Source organism: Bradyrhizobium sp. Arg816, assembly GCF_029989365.1.
Taxonomy (GTDB): domain Bacteria; phylum Pseudomonadota; class Alphaproteobacteria; order Rhizobiales; family Xanthobacteraceae; genus Bradyrhizobium.
On sequence record NZ_JAPRAQ010000002.1, the window covers coordinates 706,109 to 724,684 of the forward strand.

The following is an 18,576-nucleotide window of genomic DNA, read 5'->3' on the forward strand; positions in this document are numbered from 1 at the left end:
CTAGCCTCCCAAAAAAACGGAGGAGATACCAAGGATGCGCACCGGTTTCCTGATCGCAGGTCTGTTACTGCTCGCCGCGCCGGCCCAAGCGGCGGACCGTGCACGCTCGACCTATGTGACGCTGGTCTTGCAGGCCTTCGCCGCCAAGGTGGAATGCCCGAACACCGATCTCGTCTATCAGGATCTCGTCCAGAAGGCGCAGCAGATGCAGCTGCCGGACGGCACCACCGAGAAGGTGCGCAAGGCGATCGCCTGGATGCACACCGGCGGCAAGATGGGCGAGAAGCAGGACGACGATTTGATGGCCGAGGTCGCGGTCGCGACGCAGGCGACCGACATGGACCAGCGCCGCCTCGGCATGCCCGGCTGGTGCGAGGCCCAGAAGACCAACCTCGCCGGCCTGATCCGCAGCAAGGGCGGCTAGGCGTTCTCTCGCAGCGTTAAGCACCCCGCGGCGGAACCGTCGCGGCGGCTAACTATCGTCATATTCCTCGACACCATGCGGCCTCTTCGAATTCGAACAGGAGAGCCCACATGCGGAGTATCCATTTCGTTTTCGCCGGCGCATTTGCGGCCGCCACGGTGCTGACCGCGCCCGCTCTGGCGAAGAATTCCGATGCCCAGAAAGGCGAGGAAAAATCCACCTCGTCATCCTGTAGTGCCTACCAGCAGGCGCCCGACGGCTCGTGGGAACCGCTGCCCTGCAAAGAGACAGGCGAGCGCCCCCAGCCGCAGACACAAAATCGCACCTCGCAGCCGGGCGCCGACCGCGGGGAGCGTTGAGCGCGCTCACTCTGGCCGCGTGTCAGCTCTGGTGCGGGCCGCGGATGATCTTCATGGCGTCCTCGATGTGACGCCACTCCTTGGCGTCATCGGCTTCGCCGCGGCCCTCACAGGCCTGGGCCTGTTCGGCCGCCTTCGCTATCGCAGCGAAACCATGCCGTTCCAGCATCTGCCGCGCGACGGTGTGAACCTGGATCTCGGACATCATGGGCGCTCTCCCGTTCAGGAAACCGCAGCGCCTGGCTCGGCGCTCCGCGGCCTCTGACAACGATTTCGCCGCAGGTCGCGTTCCGCCCACGAGCGATCACATCGGCGGGCCTTCAAACAGGACGCCTTCAAACAGGACGCCCGCAAACAGGACGCCCGCAAACAGGACAAAGGCGGTCCGCTATGCCCAGCGGACCGCCTTCTCACCCACCCCAAATCGGACGTCTTCGGCCGCGCCCCCTACCCGACCGCCGCGCGCTTGCGCTCGATATCGTTCGGCACCTCGATATCGACCTCCAGGGTCGATACCTCGTCGCCGCGCTCGAGCCGGACGATGACCTTGGTCGGGTCCAGCGTGACGTGCCTGGACACGACAGCGAGAATTTCCTCGCGCAGCACGCCGAGCAGGTCGGGCTGGCCGCGCAATCCGCGTTCATGGGCAAGCAGGATCTGCAACCGCTCGCGTGCGACGGGTGCAGAGGCCTTCTTGCCGCGGAGAAGTCGAAGCAAACCCATGCTCATGCAGCCCTCCGTCGCAGCAGGCGATCCATGAAGCCTCTGCGCTCGGCGGGAACATGCATCGTCACGTTCTCGCCGCCGAGGCGCTTGGCCGCGTCCATATAGGCCCGCGCCGGCGCCCCATCCGCGTTCGACAGCGTCACCGGCGTGCCGACATTGGAGGCCTTCAACACGTCCTGGCTCTCGGGGATGATGCCGAGCAAGGGCGTTGCGAGGATCTCGAGGATGTCGTCGATGGTCAGCATCTCGCCGCGCGCGGCGCGCGAGGCATCGTAGCGGGTGATGAGAATGTGCTTCTGGACGTGCTCGCCCTTCTCGGCCCGTACCGTCTTGGAGTCGAGCATGCCGATGATGCGGTCGGAATCGCGCACCGAGGAGACTTCCGGATTGGTGACGATCACGGCCTCGTCCGCAAAGCGCATCGCCATCGAGGCGCCGCGCTCGATACCGGCCGGGCTGTCGCAGATCACCCAGTCGAAGCGGTCGCGCAAATCGTCGATGACCTTGCCGACGCCCTCTTCCGTCAGCGCGTCCTTGTCGCGGGTTTGCGAGGCCGGCAGCAGCCAGAGATTTTCCAGCCGCTTGTCGCGGATCAGCGCCTGCGGCAGTTTGGCGACGCCCTGCACCACGTTGATGAGGTCGAACACCACGCGGCGTTCTGCGCCCATGACGAGATCGAGGTTGCGCAGGCCGACGTCGAAATCGACGACGACGACCTTTTCGCCGCGCTGCGCCAGCGCAGCCCCCAGCGCGGCGGTCGTCGTGGTCTTGCCGACCCCGCCCTTGCCTGATGTCACGACCAGTACCTTACTCATCTGAAATGTCTCCTTTGCTGGTCAGTTCAGTGCTGTAATTCGCATGGTATTCCCCTGTAGCCAGGCCTGCGCCGGCTTGCCGCGCAAGGCGGCGTCGATGTCGTCCGCAGTCTGGTAAAATCCATCAATTGCAAGCAGTTCAGCCTCGATCTTCTGACAATAAATGCGGGCGCTGGTGTGCCCGTTGACCCCCGCCATGGCACGGCCGCGGAGCGCGCCGTAGATGTGGATGGAGCCGCCCGCGACGACCTCGGCACCGGAGCCGACCGAGCCCAGAATGGTGACGTCGCCCTCCGGGAAGATCACGGTCTGGCCCGAGCGCACCGGGCTTTCGAGCAGCAGCGAGGTCGGCTTGGCTTCGGCCTTCACCTCAGCCTTCTTCGGCGCGCTCGGTTCGACCACGCAGCTGCGCCCGCCCGAGAGCAGCGGCGGCATAGACGGCGTCAGCCGGCCCTCCTCCACCCCCTCGATCCCGAGCACCCGGATGTTCCGGTCCTGAAGGTTGGCGAGCAGATGGCCGATGCCGGACTGGCTGAGATCGACCGAGGACAGATCGATCACCACGGGCCGGCCGGCGAAGAAGCCCGGCGAGCGCGCGATCGTGGCGTCGATCTCCTGCAGCCAGTCCTGGATCGGAACCGTCGGCACGAACACGAAGGCCACATAGGAGCGCCCGCGCAGGCGAACCATTTGACGTTGGACTTTTGCTGCAGCCTCCATAGCGGCCGACTCGATCCCTGTTATTGAATGGTTAACGATGCGGCGGATTTGGTTAATGGCTGGTTAATTTATCCGTGGGTACGTGGGGGGTGGACGGGCTGGGCGTGCGGAAGGGCTTGGGCGAGCGCTTCCGCGCAACACACCGCTGTCATGCCCCGGCTTGACCGGGGCATCCAGTACGCCGCGGCTTATCCGCATCATGGCACGGCCTCTGGAATACTGGATCGCCCGCCTACGCGGGCGATGACACGGAGAATGTCGAGACAATGGGCCCTCACGCCGTCCATTGTGATCGCAGGCCCCAGTCATCCCGCATTGACATGCTCATGGCATCTGGCTTCGATCCGCGTCCCCCGTGGACGGAGCCGATCATGTCAATTCAGTCTTCCATCAGGCGCAAGACCGCGCCGGACATCCGTGCACGCAAGCGGGGCGAGCCGATCGTGATGCTGACGTCGTATCACGCGCATACGGCCGCACTGGTGGATCGGCATTGCGACGTCATCCTGGTCGGCGATTCCCTTGGCAACGTCATGCACGGCTTCGAGACGACGGTGCCTGTTACGCTCGACATGATGATCCTCCAGGGCGCCGCGGTGATGCGCGGCTCGAAGCAGGCGCTGGTCGTCGTCGATATGCCGTTCGGCTCGTATGAAGCTTCCAGGGAGCAGGCGTTCAACTCCGCAGTGCGGATCATGAAGGAGACGCAATGCGGCGCGGTGAAGCTTGAAGGCGGCGTTCGCATGGCGGAGACGATTGCATTCCTGTCTGGGCGCGGCATCCCGGTGATGGGTCATATTGGCCTCACGCCGCAATCCATCAACACGCTCGGTTCGTTTCGTGCCCAGGGGCGCAACGAGGTGGACTGGGGCCCGATCGAGGACGATGCGAAGGCCGTCGCCGATGCCGGTGCATTCTCGGTCGTCGTCGAAGCCGTGGCCGAACCGTTGGCGCGCAGGATCACGGAGACGATCGCGATCCCCACCATCGGCATCGGCGCGAGCGCTGCCTGCGACGGTCAGGTGCTCGTGCTCGAGGACATGCTCGGGCTGTCGCCACGAACCCCGAAATTCGTCCGGCGGTACGGCAATCTTGGTCCGGCGATTGAAGCGGCGATCGAAGGCTATGCCACCGACGTGCGCTCACGCGCCTTTCCCGCGCCCGAACACGTCTACGAGATGAAGAAGAGCTGACGATACGCGGCAAGCGGTCGAGGACTGCTCGCGACAAGCCGAAGATACGCACTCCTTGAAATCGCAGCACAATTGCCGCACGCGTTCTGGCACAAACTGCATAGCCAGCCTCGCGGCGTCGTTCTACTCTCACTGCAAGCTCTTACCGCTGCGCGCGCGTGCCCACGTGCCGCAGAACATTCGGCTGTTGCGGAGAGAAAAACGATGCCGAAGATGCCTGCGACCTCCATCGTGGCCTCAACCCTCCTCACCATCATCACATCGACAAGTCCCGGCTACGGCCAGGACTCCAAAGCGCCTCCCCTCGTCAACCAGATCAACAACGGCAACTGGCTCTCGCAAAGCGAAGCCGAGGCGATGCGCGACGAGCTGTATTATCAGCGCGCCGTTCATGCCTACATCACCATGCTGCCCGCGCTCAACACCATCGGCATGAGGGATGGATCGGAGGCGGCGTTCGGCAAGGGCTACAACGTCCTGCCGATCTGGAAGGACCGCATGGATGCGCGCACCTGGGTGCCGACGCCCAACGCGGACGTCATCTATTCCATGAACTATCTAGACCTCAAGGAGACCGGTCCGCTCGTCGTCGCAGCGCCGCGCGACGTCATCGGCATGTTCACCGATTTCTTCCAGCGCACCATCACCGACGTCGGACTGATCGGCCCGGATCGCGCGCGCGGCGGGCTCTATCTCCTGCTGCCGCCGGACTACACGGGCGAGATCCCACAGGGTTATTTCGCGTTCAAATCGCGGACCTACAACGTCTTCCTCTTCTTCCGCACCGTGATGCCCAAGGGCGACAACGGGCCGGACCCGAAGCCGGCGGTCGCGCTTGCGGAACAGACCCGTATCTATCCACTCTGGACGCCTGAGAAGGACGTCAAGCCGATGCAGTTTCCGAACGGCAGCGGCAAGCGCGTCAACATGATGTATCCGGTCGACAACGCGTTCTGGACCAAGCTCAAGGCGTTCGTCGATTACGAACCCGTCTCGGCCATCGATCCCGAGCTGCGCGGCGTGCTGGCCTCGATCGGCATTATCAAGGGGCAGCCGTTCAATCCGACCCCGAAACAGCAGGAGCTCTTGAAGAAAGCGGTTGAGACGGCGCCGAAGATGATCTTGGCACAGCGGCAACTAGGTCGGCCAGACAAGCGCGAACTCTATTACAACGACCGCCAATATTTCAACGCGTGGGCGGGCGGCACTGCCGAATGGATGCAGGACAGCTATCTCGACGTGGATCAACGCGCCACCTTCTTCCAGGTCGCCTATTCGTCGGCTTCGGCCATGGTCATGCACACGATCGGCGCGGGCTCGAAATATCCATCCACCTTGAAGGACGCTGCGGGTGAATTCCTGAACGGCTCGAACGCCTACAAGCTGCACCTGCCTCCCAATCCGCCTGCCGCGTTGTTCTGGGCCGTTACCCTCTACAACATCACTGACGGGACGATGGTAGAAGCACCGCAACTGATGCCATCGATCAACAGCTTCAACAAGGTCGCGACCAACAGCGATGGCTCCGTCGATCTGTGGTTCGGCCCATCGAAACCGGGCACTGCCCCGGAGTCGAACTGGATTCAAACCGTCGAGGGGCGGAGTTTCCTGGCGACGATTCGCCTCTATGGCACGGGCGTCGCGTTCTTCGACCAGACCTGGAAACCGGACGACGTCGTCAAGGTGAAATGAGTTCGCGCGAGGTCACGAGCGCCCTGGGCCGCGACCTCGGCCGCCGGGCGGCGCTACGCGCCGACCCGTTGGCTCCATCCGGGCTACGGATGCCCTACTTCTTCACCTTGCTCGCATCCATCTTGACGGCAGGGTCGAGCATCTTGGTCGTGAACGCCGTCGACACGTCGAACGGCTTCTCCATGCCGAGATAAGTCTGGACCAGCTCGTAGTCCTTCTTCATCCGCTCGCCGTCGATCCAGCCGAGACCCTTGGTGGTTGTGAACTCGTCGGTCATCAAATACTTGATGCGCTCCCACTGGCGTTCCTGGTTCTCCTTGTCGAGACCGGAGACCTGGTCGAGCAGCGCCTTCAGGCACGGCGTGACGTCGGCGACGCAGGCCGCAAAGGCCTTCTGCGAGACGCGCACGAACTCCTCGACCAGCTTGGGATTCTTCTGGAGATAGGCGCCGTTGACGATCAACGAATTGCCGTAGGGGTTGAGCCCGATGTCCTTCCAGTTGACGAAGCCGAGATCGGGCCCGAACTCGATCACCTTGAGATCGTGCTCGTTGTAGAAGTCACTGATGATGTCGACGGTGTGGCTCTTCAGCGCGGCGATCTTCGCGGTCGGGCCGATATTGACGAAGCTGACGGCATCAGGCGCGATGCCTGCGGCCTTGGCAAAAGCCGGCCACATCACCCGCGAGGCGTCGCCGGGCGGGTTGCCGATCTTGTGGCTCGGGAAATCCTTCACGCCATTCACGCCGTAGCTCTTCAGCCAGTAAAAGGTCTGGCCGGTGTTGGCGTAGATGCTCATCAGCGCGACGTCGTCAGCGCCCTTGCTCTTCGCCACCAGCATGGTGGCGAGATCGGCGATGCCGAACGGCGAGCCGCCGGAGCCTACCTTGGCGGCGGAGACGCCGGAGCCCTTGCCGACCTCGATGGTCAGGTCGATGCCGGCCTTCTCGAACCAGCCCTGCGCCTTGGCGTAATAGAACGGCGAATGGTCGGCCGTCGGCGTCCAGTTCAGGATCAGGTTGACCGCCTCGCCCGCGCTCGCCGGCACCGCCGGCACACCGAACGCCAGGGCCAAAACCAAAGCCGAGCCCGCAGCCTGCAAACGCTTCATCGCATCCCTCCTCATTGCCGCGACCCGGCTTGTCGCTCTCCCCGTGTGAGGCTACCAATGCAACAAGCCGCTCTCGACTTGTCAACTGTCTGGTTGGAAATGCCCGCAAAACGTTCAGGCGACACCGTGCCGCAGCGGCGCGACCCCGTCGCCACCCGCAAGAAGCTGCTCACCGCGGCGCGCCTGGAGTTCGCCCGGCACGGCTTTGCCGGCGCCCGCGTCGACGAGATCGCCGAGCGCGCCGGCGTCAACAAGCAGCTCGTCTACCACTATTTCGGCGACAAGGACGCGCTCTATCTGGCTGTGCTCGAATGGGTCTACGCCGATATCCGCGAGCAGGAACGCCAGCTCAACCTCGAAGGCCTGCCGCCGGAAAAGGCGATCCGGAAGCTGATCGAGGCCTCATTCGATTACCTCGCGACGAACCCCGATTTCATCGTGCTCCTGAACGACGAGAACCGCGGCGGCGCCCGCCACGTCCGCGGCTCGACCCGGCTGGAGGCGATGCATTCGCCGCTGGTGAAGAGCGTATCCCACATCCTCCACGAGGGCGTTCGCACCGGCGTGTTCCGCAAGGGGATCGATCCGATCCAGCTCTATATCTCCATCGCCGGCCTCAGCTATTTCTATCTCTCCAACACGCCGACGCTGTCGGCGATCTTCGGCAAGGACCTGTCGAGCCGGGCGGCAAGGCGCGCCCGCCGCAGGCACGTCGCCGATCTCGTGCTGCATTCGCTCCGGCCTAATCAACCAACTGGTTGAAACTTCCTTCGAGGCCGGTTAGGCTGACGAACAGCGGCAAGGTGGCCGCTGGCAACAGGGAGCAACCGGTGACCGGAGACGGCGCACGCACCTCGCGCAGCTTTGCGATCATCCTGATCGTGCATCTCGCCGTGCTCGTGCTCTGGCAGGTCGCGGTCGATGCCTTCCACGTGCCGAAATTCATCCTGCCCTCCCCGCTCGCGACGATGCAGACGCTGGGCACCGCGAGCTATGCCTGGGGCGCCAACACCCTTGTCACCGCGATCGAGATCCTCGGCGGCTTCGCGCTCGGCGCGTTCGTCGGCGTCGCGCTGGCCGTGATCTTCAGCTGGGCACCGCTGCTCAGCCTCGTGCTGCTGCCGCTGTTCGTGACGATGAACATGATCCCGAAGGTCGCGCTCGGCCCACTCTTCATCGTCTGGTTCTCCTACGGGATCGTGCCGAACATCTTGATCGCCTTCAGCATCTGCTTCTTCCCGATCCTGCTGACCACCGCGCGCGGCCTGCGCGAGGTCGAGCCTGATCTGCTCGACCTCGTCAAATCGCTGCGCGGCTCGCGCTGGACGCTGTTCCGCAAGATCCAGTTGCCGGGATCGTTGCCTTTCGTGTTCTCCGGCATGAAGGTCGGCGCGATCCTTGCGGTGGCCGGCGCAATCGTCGGCGAGTTCATCGCCTCCGAGCGCGGGCTCGGCTATCTCATGATCCAGGTGCAGTCGTCGCTCGACACGCCCGCGATGGTGATGGCCGTCGTGCTTCTGACCCTGCTCGGCGTCGCTCTCTACGGCCTGGTCCTCGCCCTCGAGCGCATGTTCGTGGTCGGCGACGCCAGGCAAACTTAGCTAAAGGAACGATCCATGCTGCTCACCCGCCAGACGCTGCCGAAGACGATCCCGGATATCGCAGCCCTCGACGATCTCCTGTGCCGGCCGACCCAGGCGCTGATCGACGACCTCGACAAGGTCGAAGGCGACATCATGATCCTCGGCGTCGCCGGCAAGATGGGACCGACGCTGGCGGGGCTCGCGAAAGCTGCCGCACCCGACCGCCGCGTCATCGGCGTCGCCCGCTTCAGCGACCCGAGCGTCAAGGACTGGCTGCACGCGCGCGGCGTCGAGACCATCAATTGCGACCTGATGGACGAGAGCGCGGTTCAGGCCCTGCCGAAGGCACCCAACATCGTCTTCATGGCCGGCCGCAAGTTCGGCGCCGAGGGCGATCTGTCGCTGACTTGGGCGATGAACGCGCATGTGCCGGCGCTGGTCGCACAGGCCTTCCCGACGTCGCGCATCGTGGCGTTCTCGACCGGCTGCATCTATCCCTTCGTCCCCATCGACGGCAAGGGCGCGACCGAGGACATGGCGCCGAACCCGCCCGGCGAATACGCCCAGTCCTGCGTCGGCCGCGAGCGCATGTTCGAGTACTTTTCGCGCAAGTTTTCGACGCCCGGCCGCCTGTTCCGGCTCAATTACGCAATCGACATGCGCTATGGCGTGCTGCACGACATCGCGACAAAGGTGCTCACGGGCACCCCGATCGATGTCGGCCTCGGCCATGTCAATTTCATCTGGCAGGGCGATGCGTCCGCGCAGGCGCTGCGGTGCCTTGCGCATTGCACCGCGCCGACCTCGCCGATCAACGTCAGCGGCCACGAGATTTTGGCGGTGCGAGATCTCGCAGCAAAATTCGGCGCGCGCTTCGGCCGCGCGCCGGAGCTGACAGGCAAGGAAGAGCCGACGGCCTGGCTGACCGACACGTCCAGGGCCGTCGAGCTGTTCGACCTGCCGGTGGTCGACACCGAGCAGTTGATCGCCTGGACCGCGGACTGGGTGTCCCGCGCCATGCCAAGCCTCGGCAAGCCCACCAAATACGAGGTGCGCGATGGACGCTACTGACGGTCCGCCCATCCTCAAGCTCGGCGTCGACGACGCGATCGCCGGGCTCGTGCTGTCGACGGAAGCGCAGTGGAACCAGACCGAGGACGACTGGCGCGTCTTCCTGCGCGATGGCGTGGTGTTCGGCATTCGCGACGGCATGCGGCTGGTCGCGACCGCGGCGCTGCTGCCCTATTCCGACAACAACGCCTGGATCAGCATGGTGCTGGTATCAGGCACGCATCGCCGCCGCGGCCTCGCCACCCGTCTCGTCGATGCCTGCCTGGAAACCGCGCGCAGGAACGGCCTGACGAGCTGGCTCGACGCGACGCCCGACGGCGCCGCCGTCTACGGGCCGCTCGGATTCACGCCGACGTTGCAACTGCGCCGGCTGAAGTTGGTGAAATCCAGGCGAGCCGAAGCCTCGCCGCCTTCATCGACGACCATCGATGCGCTGCGGGCGCGGGACCGGCGCGCCACCGGTTTCGACCGCACCGCGCTCCTCTCCGCCATCGCCCTGCGCTCCGGCTCGCGCATCGTCGCCGCGCATGGCGCCATCGCGCTGGTTCGCGACGGCCGAACCGCGCGTCATATCGGGCCGTTGTTTGCCAACAATGCCACGCCGGCGCTGGCCCTGGTTCATGCGATCGCGCGCTCCGAGACCGGCCCGATTCTGATCGATGCCGTTGCGTCGCAAGCCGCATTCCTGGACGGATTGACCGCCTCGGGCTGGACCATCGAGCGACCGTTCCAGCGCATGCGGTTTGGCCCCGCCACCATCGCTGCCAAGGAAACGCCATTCGCCGTCGCCGGCCCTGAATTCGGATAGGACATCATGCACCACAGCCAGATCAACAGCGACGTCCGCAAGCTGATCGCCGATGGCACCGTGCTACCGGCGCACCCTCTCGCGCTCACGGCGGAGCGCCAGCTCGACAAAAAGCATCAGCGCGCGCTGACGCGCTACTACATCGACGCCGGCTCGGGCGGCCTTGCGGTCGGCGTCCACACCACGCAATTCGCGATCCGCGATGTCGGTCTCTATCGCCCGGTGCTCGAACTCGCCGCCGAGACCGCAGCCAACTGGACCAGGCGGCCGCTGGCGATGGTCGCAGGGCTCGCCGGTCCAACAAGCCAGGCAACGGCTGAGGCCCGCACCGCGCGCGATATCGGCTATCACGCAGGGCTTCTCAGCCTCGCCGCGATGAAGAGCGCCTCCGAGGATGAGATCATTGCGCATTGCACGGCGGTCGCCGCCGAGATCCCGCTGGTCGGCTTCTATCTCCAGCCGGCCGTCGGCGGGGTCGTCCTGTCGAGCCGGTTCTGGCAGCGCTTCGCCGCGATCGACAATGTGATCGCGATCAAGATCGCGCCGTTCAACCGCTATCGCACGCTCGACGTGCTGCGCGGCGTCGCGGCCGCCGGTGCGCTCGACCGCGTCGCGCTCTACACCGGCAATGACGACCACATCCTGCTCGACCTGATGCTGCCGTTCGACCTCCGCGACAAGGGCATCACCACGCGCACTTACTTCAAAGGCGGCCTGCTCGGCCATTGGTCGGTGTGGACCGCGAGCGCCATCAAACAGTTCGAGCGCTGCAAGGCGGCGCGACACAAGGAGGCCGTGCCGGCCGATCTGCTCGCCCTCGATGCCCGCGTCACCGATTGCAACAGCGCCTTCTTCGACGTCGCCAACAATTTTCACGGCTGCATCGCCGGTTGCCACGAGGTGCTGCGGCGTCAGGGCCTGATGCAGGGCCTGTGGTGCCTCGACCCGAACGAGGGCCTCAGCCCCGGCCAGAAGGAGGAGATCGACCGCGTCTATCGCGAGCACGCCGACCTCGGCGACGATGCGTTCGTCGCCTCCAATCTGAGCAAATGGCTGGCATGAGCGCCGAGCCCTTCATCAGCCTGAGCGGCGTCCGAAAGGTCTATCGCAGCGGCGGCGCCGAGTTCCTGGCGGTGTCCGACGTCACGATGGACGTGCGGGAAGGTGAGCTCGTCTCGCTGGTCGGCCCCTCCGGCTGCGGCAAGACCACGGTGATGAAGATCTTGGCCGGCCTGCACGGCGCCGACGGCGGCACCATCAGAATTGGCAATGCCAAAAGCCCGTTTGATCCGACCCGCGACATCGGCATGGTGTTCCAGCAGGCGCTGCTGCTGAAGTGGCGCACCATCCTGGACAACGTGCTGTTGCCGGCCGAGATCGTGGGACTGCCGATGAAAGCCGCGCGCGAGCGGGCGCGCGATCTGCTCAACCTGGTCGGGCTTGCCGGCTACGAGCAGAAATATCCGCGAGAGCTCTCAGGCGGCATGCAGCAGCGCACCGCGATCGCGCGGGCCTTCATTCATGATCCAAAACTGATTCTGATGGACGAGCCGTTCGGGGCGCTGGACGCCCTGACGCGCGAGCAGATGAATCTGGAGATGCTGCGGATCTGGCGCGAGAGCGGCAAGACCATCATCTTCGTCACGCACTCGATCCAGGAAGCCGTGTTCCTGTCCTCGCACTGCGCCGTGCTGACGGCGGGCCCTGCGAAGATGGCCGACTACTTCCCGATCGACCTGCCCTTCCCGCGCGACCTGCCGCTGAAGACCACGGATGCGTTCGGCGCCTATGCGCGGCGGATCTATGCGAAGCTGGGGCTGGGTGCGGCTTGAGTCCGTAGCCCGGATGGAGCGAAGCGTAATCCGGGGCGGTGCCGTTGACGTGCGAGATCCCGGATTTCGCTGCGCTCCATCCGGGCTACGGAAGCGGGGCGCGGCGTAGTCACCGCGCCCCTTCACACTCAGCTCTTGTTGCGCATCTTGCTGAGCAGATAGTTGTCGTAGAAGTTTTCCGCGATCTGCGTGTAGAACAGCAGCTCCTTCATATAGGCGTCATGGCTTTCCTTGGTGCGCTTGAACAAATCGCTCTTGGCGGCGAGCTCGTTCAGGTGCTCCTGGGTCGCGTTGTAGCAGGCTTCCAGCACCGGCTGCGGGAACGCCTTCAGCTCCGCGCCGTTGGCGATCAGCCGCTTCAGCGCCGCCGGATTCACGCTGTCGTATTTCTCCAGCATCCAGGCACCGGCGGCCGAGGCGGCCTGATTGACGATCGCCTGGTACTGCTTCGGCAAGCTCGCCCACTTCTCGTCATTGACGATCATGTGCAGCATCGCACCGCCTTCCCACCAGCCGGGGAAGTAATAGTACTTGGCGACCTTCTGGAAACCGAGCTTCTCGTCGTCATAGGGACCGACGAATTCAGCGGCGTCGATCGAGCCCTTCTCCAGCGCCGCATAGACGTCGCCGCCGGCGAGCTGCTGCGGCACGATGCCGAGCCTGGCCAGCACATGGCCGCCCATGCCGGCGATGCGGAATTTGAGGCCCTTGAGATCGTCGACGGTCTTGATCTCCTTGCGGAACCAGCCGCCCATCTGGGTGCCGGAATTGCCGCAGAGGATGGCGTGCGTCTTGAACGGCTTCAGCGCCTCGTTGGTGAGATCGGCGCCGCCGCCGAAATACCACCAGGATTCCTGGTGGCGATGGTTCATGCCGAACGGTGCGCCGGTGGCGTAGGCCAGCGCCGGCTCCTTGCCGATGTAGAAATACAGCGGCGTCTGCGCCATCTCGACGGACGCGACGCTGACGGCATCGAGCGCCTGCAGGCCGGGAACGAGCTCGCCGGCCGCAAAGGTCTGGATCTGGAATTTGTTGTCGGTGGCTTCCGCAACGTATTTCGCAAAGGTCTGTGCCGTGCCGTAGATGGTGTCGAGCGACTTCGGGAAGCTCGAGGTCAGGCGCCATTTGATCTCCGGCGCGCCTTGCGCAATCGCAGGTGCAGCAACCAGCGTCGTCGCGCCCGCGACCGCGCCGCCCTTGAGGAATGTACGGCGTTTCATGTTGGGGTCTCTCCCTGGAAGTTAGTTTCAAACATATCGGCGTCTGGCCACGGTCTTCGCGGACCGTTTGCCCGTTCCTATAGCGGAGTTCAAGCTGGGAGCGGAAGGCCTGTAGCCCCGGATGGAGCGCAGCTAAATCCGGGCTACAGGGGACGAGGTGCCCTTAAAGCAGCTTCGCGCTCACGAACAACGCACGCACGGCGTTGGTCGCCTGCACCGCGAGCATGGCGTTGTCGGCGGCGCCTTCGAGCGCCGCGACCGCCTCTTCATGGAGCGAGCGGAATTCCATCCACTCGACCGATTTGAAGTTGGTGAGGAATTGATAGGCCTGGCCGACGGTCGCAATCGCCAGCGTGTCGCCATTCAGCTTGATCTTGAACGTCGTACGCAGCGGGGTCTCGGAACTCTGGGGATCACTCATGGGCTGCTTCTGGAGGATGACGGCTTAACGAAGGGAAAACGGCAGCCCCGCCGTTCGGCAAATATCAGGAGTCGGTGCTGGCGCGTTGCGCGGCTATCGCCGATCCACTCAGGCTCGGCACCACGACCAGGCGGTTGAACTCGCCATTGTCCCAGGCCTTCAGGAAACGATCATAGTCCTTGATCGAGACGCAGCCGTTGGAGTCGCCGCGCGGTCCGAGCATGTAGCTGTGGGTGAGCAGCCCGACGCGGCCAAGCGCGCTGGTACCCTCGGTCGGCGTCAGGCGCAGCGCGCGGATGCCGTGGAACAGCTTTTCACGCGGCTTCAGATCGTAGGTCGCGGGCGGGGTCGCGCCGACCATGCGCTGGTCGACATGATTGGGGTCGTCCATCAGCGCGCCCATGCCCGAATGGGCTTCCAGCGCGACGCCGCTCGGCAGGTAAAGCGCCTTGGCCTTGATGTCATAGACCGCCGTGCGCGAATCGTAGCCGAGGGCGCCGAGATCCGGCGCCTTGGCGAACAGGCCGTCGCCGGGCGTCAGCGAGGCCAGCTTGATCTTGTCGGTAAACTTCTCGAAGAAGTTGCGATTGTCGACCCTGGGATTGGTCTCGGCATAGGCCTGGCTCGAGGCGATCTGGGACGCGAGGTCTGCCTGGGCCGGGCGCGAGCGCGGCACCGGGACGGCGTCGGCGCGCTGCGACGGCCTGGTCTCGTCAACCCTGGTCTCGTCAACCACGTGCCGGTCGTCATCGGTCAGGGTCGAGCGCCATTCGTCGCCCTGGAGCTTTTGGGCCAGCATCGCCCTGGCGTCGCGCAGCTTGAGCTGGACCGCGCTCACCGCGGAGCGCTCCAGCGTCCGCAGGCCGAAATCACGGGCGGGCGGGCTGCTGGATACCGAAGCGAAACGGTCGTCAAACGAAGGGCCATTGGCCGGAGGCAGTGCGGTGGCCGGAGGCAGTGAGGCGGTGACCAGCGGCGTCGAATCGCCCATATCCGCGACCCACGCGGCAGCTCCCAGTGCCAGCGCGACGGCGGCCAAAGACAGCAGTATCGTCTCCGCTCGCCCAATACGGCGGCGCGACAACAGCCTTTCGGCGCTTGCGCGGTCGGAAACCATCAGATCCCCAAATCGACCCCCGGAGGGCCCAACCCCCGTCCGGAGACTCTATACCAGCTATCGCATTGGGAGCCAAAAGTTAGGCATAATCGCGGCCGGCAAGCCCCCTCTGAGGTATCCAATGACCGATCCTTTCGATCTAGAGCGCTTCGTCAGGGCCCAGGACCCGGTTTTTCGCGACGTCCAGGGGGAGCTGGCCCGGGGCCGGAAACAGACTCACTGGATGTGGTTCGTCTTCCCGCAGATCGCCGGCCTCGGCTTCAGCGCCATGTCGCAGCGCTACGCCATCGGCTCGCGCGGGGAGGCCAGAGCCTACCTCGCCCACCCCGTGCTCGGTCCGCGCCTCATTGAATGCACCACGCTCGTGCTTGCCGTCGAGGGACGAACCATCAACGCGATCCTCGGCGCGCCCGATGACTCCAAATTCCGCTCGTCGATGACGTTGTTCGGCGCAGTCTCCGACGAACCCGTCTTCGACCAGGCGCTCGCCCGATATTTCGCAGGCGAGCGCGACAACGCGACGCTGGAGATGCTCGCCAAGCTCGATCGGTCGGCGCGCTAGCGCGACCTGCGTTTGGATGAATGGACGCATGCAGGCGGGGCATGGCGGCCGGCAGCGTAAACTCCGGATTAACACCGGCTGCCTATCGTTTGCGCAGAATAATTTTCTTCCCCGCGCCAATTGCCGGACAGATCATGAAAATCGGTACGCTCCTGACCACCGCCATCGTCTCGCTCTCGACCGTCGGCGGCGGCCTCGCCGTCTACGTCGCCGTGACGAAGTACCAGACCATGGACAGGATCGCCGAAGCGCAGGGACGACTCGCGATCGTCCGCGCGGCCAGCGACATCCCGCGCTACCTCAACCCCGAGCGCGGCTTCGCCACCAACATCCTCTACGGGCCCGCGACGGTCGATCCGGCGCAGCTCACCGAGCACGACAAGCTGCGCAAACAGACCGACGGCGCCCGCGACAGGATGAACGCGCTGCGCAAGGAGCTGCCCGGCCCGTTCGACGACGGCGCCACCATCGGCAGCAACATCGACGCGATCAATTCGAAATTCACCGCGCTCCGCGAGGCCATCGACAAGGCGATCGCAGGACCTGCGGATGCCCGCAAGGACGCCGCCAAAAAGGTGGTCGCCGACAATGCCGTGCTCAACGCCGGCGTCACCGCGCTGCTCAACGAGCAGGTCCGCCGCATGGCGATCCTCAATGGCGACGCCTATCGCCAATCCAACTACGCCAACATCGCCATGACGCTGCGCGACGTCGGCGGCCTCAATTCCAGCGTGCACAAGAACCTCGTCGGCGCGAAGAAAGTGGCCAACGACGCCGAGAAGGCCGACATGGCCCGCATGCAGGGCCGCAACGACCAGATCGTGATGTCGCTGATGGAATTGCGTGGCAATGCGGCAACTCCGGCTAACGTCGCCTCGGCGCTGGAGACGATGAGCTCGAACTATGTCGAGGAATTCGGCCGCGAGATGAAGCTCGTCAAGGACGGCGCCGTCGGCGGCAAGTACGAGCACGACGTCGAGACCTTCTACGTGGCGTCCCAGAAGGGCCTCGGGTCCATCATCGGCGTCCGCGACGCCTTCTACGACAACGCCGAGCAGATCCTCGCCGGCGCTTCCTCCGCCGCGCGCACCAGCTTCACCATCGCCCTCGCCGGCCTCCTCGCCGTGCTGATCGCCAGCGCCGGCCTGATCGTGATGGTCCGCCGCCGCGTCTGCGCTCCGATCGTCAGCCTGACGAATCGGATGTCGCGGCTGGCCGACGGCGACGTTGCGGACGAGATCCCCGGCGCCGAGCGTTCCGACGAGATCGGGGCGATGGCCTCCGCCGTCCAGGTGTTCAAGGACAACATGATCCGCGCCGACCGGCTCGCCGCGGAGAAGCAGGCCGAGAATGACGGCAAGATGCGCCGCGCCCAGGCGCTCGACGGGCTCACCCGCGCATTCGAAGCCAAGGTCACCGAGCTCGTCGGCGGCCTCTCCCGCGCCTCCTCCACCATGGAGAGCACCGCACAGTCGATGACCTCGACGGCGGCCCAGACCAACAGCCAGGCCGCGGTCGTCGCGGCCGCCTCGCAGCAGACCTCGACCAACGTGCAGACGGTCGCGAGCGCGACCGAAGAGCTGACCTCCTCGATCTCCGAGATCGGCCGTCAGGTGGCACAAAGCACCGAGATCGCGGCCCGCGCCGTCGACAACGCCCGCCGCACCGGCGACACCGCGCGCGCGCTCGCCGAGGGCGCCCAGAAGATCGGCGACGTCGTCACGCTGATCCAGAGCATTGCCGAGCAGACCAATCTGCTGGCGCTCAACGCGACCATCGAAGCCGCCCGCGCCGGCGACGCCGGCCGCGGCTTTGCGGTCGTCGCCTCCGAAGTGAAATCGCTGGCGGGCCAGACCGCCAAGGCCACCACCGAAATCTCCGAGCAGATCACCGCGATCCAGTCCGCAAGCGACGAGACCGTGAACGCGATCCGCAACGTCGCCGACGTCATCGCCGAGATCGACCAGATCGGCACCGCAATCGCGGCTGCGATCGAGCAGCAGGGCTCGGCGACCCGGGAGATCTCCCGCAGCGTGCAGGAGGCCGCGCGCGGCACCCAGGAGGTCAACAGCAACATATCGGGCGTGCAGCGCGCCGCCGACGACACCGGTGCGGCCGCGAGGGAAGTGCTGGGCGCGGCCGAGCAGCTCTCGACCCAGTCGCGCGATCTCGCCGGCCAATTCGACCGCTTCCTCGGCGAGGTCCGGGCGGCGTAAGGAGTAGCTTCGTAGCCCGGATGGAGCGTAGCGCAATCCGGGATCTCTGACGCCATCGGCACCGCCCCGGATTTCGCTGCGCTCCATCCGGGCTACGGGACGTCAGTACGGCGGCGCCTTGCGCGCCCGCTGTGCCTTGGCGGCCTCGATCCACCAGGAGAGGTCATCGGCAAAGCGCGGGAACGAGCGCTCCAGTGCCTTGCCGCCCTCGCCGATCGGCTCGCTCTCGGCCGACAGTGTCTGCGCGATCGGGCCGACGCCGATGGTGCTCGACACCACGACCATGCCCATCTCCGACAGCGTGCCATGCCAGGCGGTCGAGGCGCGTGCGCCGGACAGTCGGCCGGCCGAATAGCTCACGATCGCGGCCGGGCGCCAGAACCACTCTTCCAGGAAGTGATCGGTGAGGTTCTTCAGGCCGGGCTGGATGCCCCAATTGTATTCGCCGGTGACGAAGACGAAACCGTCGGCGCCGCGGATCTGCCCCGCCAGCTTCTCGAGCGCCTCGGGCGCCGCCCCCTTCGGATATTCCTTGTACATGCGATCGAGCATCGGCAGGCCGATCGCCTTGGCGTCGATGAACTCGACCTCCTCGCCGCGCTGGCGCAGGCGATCGATGATGAAATTCGCGAGGCGGACGCCCATGCGGTCGGAACGGTAGGAGCCGTAGAGGACGAGGATGCGGTTGCTCATGGCCGGCACGCTA

The 18,576-nt window shown here is 65.2% G+C and carries 21 protein-coding genes; 12 read left to right on the forward strand and 9 right to left on the reverse strand.

Annotated elements, in window-relative coordinates:
* Positions 1-34: 34 nt before the first annotated feature.
* Positions 35-424 (forward strand): hypothetical protein, encoded by a 390-nt coding sequence (locus OWC48_RS08415; RefSeq protein WP_282519538.1) that lies wholly within the window; start codon positions 35-37, stop codon positions 422-424.
* Between the two features lie 110 nt (positions 425-534).
* The gene (locus OWC48_RS08420) at positions 535-783 is read left to right on the forward strand and encodes a hypothetical protein (protein WP_282519539.1); all 249 of its coding nucleotides are present in this window, start codon (positions 535-537) and stop codon (positions 781-783) included.
* Between the two features lie 22 nt (positions 784-805).
* On the opposite strand, the gene OWC48_RS08425 is transcribed toward OWC48_RS08420, so the two are convergent.
* The 4 genes from OWC48_RS08425 to minC form a co-directional block, all read right to left on the reverse strand.
* Positions 806-991 carry a hypothetical protein gene (locus tag OWC48_RS08425; RefSeq protein WP_282519540.1) on the reverse strand — a complete coding sequence of 62 codons (186 nt, stop codon included), beginning with the start codon at positions 989-991 and terminating at the stop codon, positions 806-808.
* 239 nt (positions 992-1,230) lie between these two features.
* Complete coding sequence (gene minE, locus OWC48_RS08430; protein ID WP_028151783.1) at positions 1,231-1,512, reverse strand: cell division topological specificity factor MinE; 282 nt, start codon at positions 1,510-1,512, stop codon at positions 1,231-1,233.
* Positions 1,509-2,324 carry a septum site-determining protein MinD gene (gene minD, locus OWC48_RS08435; RefSeq protein WP_282519541.1) on the reverse strand — a complete coding sequence of 272 codons (816 nt, stop codon included), beginning with the start codon at positions 2,322-2,324 and terminating at the stop codon, positions 1,509-1,511. Before minD ends, minE begins: the two co-directional genes overlap by 4 nt.
* Before the next feature lie 21 nt (positions 2,325-2,345).
* Complete coding sequence (gene minC, locus OWC48_RS08440; RefSeq protein WP_282519542.1) at positions 2,346-3,044, reverse strand: septum site-determining protein MinC; 699 nt, start codon at positions 3,042-3,044, stop codon at positions 2,346-2,348.
* A 371-nt stretch (positions 3,045-3,415) separates the two neighbouring features.
* On the opposite strand from minC, the gene panB reads away from it, so the two are divergent.
* Positions 3,416-4,237: a 3-methyl-2-oxobutanoate hydroxymethyltransferase gene (panB, locus tag OWC48_RS08445; protein ID WP_282519543.1), complete on the forward strand. Its 822-nt coding sequence runs from the start codon at positions 3,416-3,418 to the stop codon at positions 4,235-4,237.
* Positions 4,238-4,441: 204 nt separating this feature from the next.
* Positions 4,442-5,929 (forward strand): DUF1254 domain-containing protein, encoded by a 1,488-nt coding sequence (locus OWC48_RS08450; RefSeq protein WP_282519544.1) that lies wholly within the window; start codon positions 4,442-4,444, stop codon positions 5,927-5,929.
* 94 nt (positions 5,930-6,023) lie between these two features.
* Here the strand turns inward: OWC48_RS08450 and OWC48_RS08455 are convergent, their stop codons facing one another.
* Entirely contained in the window at positions 6,024-7,040 is a 1,017-nt protein-coding gene (locus OWC48_RS08455; protein WP_282519545.1) for an ABC transporter substrate-binding protein, read from the reverse strand.
* Between the two features lie 99 nt (positions 7,041-7,139).
* Between OWC48_RS08455 and OWC48_RS08460 the strand changes: the two genes are divergently transcribed.
* From OWC48_RS08460 to OWC48_RS08485, 6 genes are all read left to right on the forward strand, one after another.
* Positions 7,140-7,802 carry a TetR/AcrR family transcriptional regulator gene (locus OWC48_RS08460; protein ID WP_306664245.1) on the forward strand — a complete coding sequence of 221 codons (663 nt, stop codon included), beginning with the start codon at positions 7,140-7,142 and terminating at the stop codon, positions 7,800-7,802.
* A gap of 68 nt (positions 7,803-7,870) precedes the next feature.
* Positions 7,871-8,641: an ABC transporter permease gene (locus OWC48_RS08465; protein WP_282519547.1), complete on the forward strand. Its 771-nt coding sequence runs from the start codon at positions 7,871-7,873 to the stop codon at positions 8,639-8,641.
* Between the two features lie 15 nt (positions 8,642-8,656).
* Entirely contained in the window at positions 8,657-9,694 is a 1,038-nt protein-coding gene (locus tag OWC48_RS08470; RefSeq protein WP_282519548.1) for an NAD(P)-dependent oxidoreductase, read from the forward strand.
* Positions 9,681-10,502: a GNAT family N-acetyltransferase gene (locus OWC48_RS08475; protein ID WP_282519549.1), complete on the forward strand. Its 822-nt coding sequence runs from the start codon at positions 9,681-9,683 to the stop codon at positions 10,500-10,502. Before OWC48_RS08470 ends, OWC48_RS08475 begins: the two co-directional genes overlap by 14 nt.
* Positions 10,503-10,508: 6 nt before the next feature.
* Positions 10,509-11,564: a dihydrodipicolinate synthase family protein gene (locus OWC48_RS08480; RefSeq protein WP_282519550.1), complete on the forward strand. Its 1,056-nt coding sequence runs from the start codon at positions 10,509-10,511 to the stop codon at positions 11,562-11,564.
* Positions 11,552-12,334: an ABC transporter ATP-binding protein gene (locus OWC48_RS08485; protein WP_282519551.1), complete on the forward strand. Its 783-nt coding sequence runs from the start codon at positions 11,552-11,554 to the stop codon at positions 12,332-12,334. The genes OWC48_RS08480 and OWC48_RS08485 overlap by 13 nt, the downstream gene beginning before the upstream one ends.
* A 128-nt stretch (positions 12,335-12,462) precedes the next feature.
* Here OWC48_RS08485 and OWC48_RS08490 read toward each other — a convergent pair whose 3' ends face one another.
* From OWC48_RS08490 to OWC48_RS08500, 3 genes are all read right to left on the reverse strand, one after another.
* Positions 12,463-13,554 carry a TRAP transporter substrate-binding protein gene (locus tag OWC48_RS08490; protein ID WP_282519552.1) on the reverse strand — a complete coding sequence of 364 codons (1,092 nt, stop codon included), beginning with the start codon at positions 13,552-13,554 and terminating at the stop codon, positions 12,463-12,465.
* Positions 13,555-13,717: 163 nt separating this feature from the next.
* Entirely contained in the window at positions 13,718-13,975 is a 258-nt protein-coding gene (locus OWC48_RS08495) for a hypothetical protein (protein ID WP_014495671.1), read from the reverse strand.
* Positions 13,976-14,039: 64 nt separating this feature from the next.
* Positions 14,040-15,023, reverse strand: a complete 984-nt coding sequence (locus OWC48_RS08500) for a DUF2778 domain-containing protein (protein WP_404979722.1) — start codon at positions 15,021-15,023, stop codon at positions 14,040-14,042.
* Between the two features lie 190 nt (positions 15,024-15,213).
* Here OWC48_RS08500 and OWC48_RS08505 point away from each other — a divergent pair, with 190 nt between their 5' ends.
* On the forward strand, positions 15,214-15,654 hold the full coding sequence (locus OWC48_RS08505; protein ID WP_282519554.1) for a DUF1810 domain-containing protein: 441 nt from the start codon (positions 15,214-15,216) through the stop codon (positions 15,652-15,654).
* Positions 15,655-15,788: 134 nt separating this feature from the next.
* On the forward strand, positions 15,789-17,870 hold the full coding sequence (locus OWC48_RS08510; RefSeq protein WP_282519555.1) for a methyl-accepting chemotaxis protein: 2,082 nt from the start codon (positions 15,789-15,791) through the stop codon (positions 17,868-17,870).
* A 102-nt stretch (positions 17,871-17,972) separates the two neighbouring features.
* On the opposite strand, the gene OWC48_RS08515 is transcribed toward OWC48_RS08510, so the two are convergent.
* Positions 17,973-18,563, reverse strand: coding sequence for an NADPH-dependent FMN reductase (locus tag OWC48_RS08515; protein WP_282519556.1), 591 nt, complete (start codon positions 18,561-18,563; stop codon positions 17,973-17,975).
* Positions 18,564-18,576: the final 13 nt, after the last annotated feature.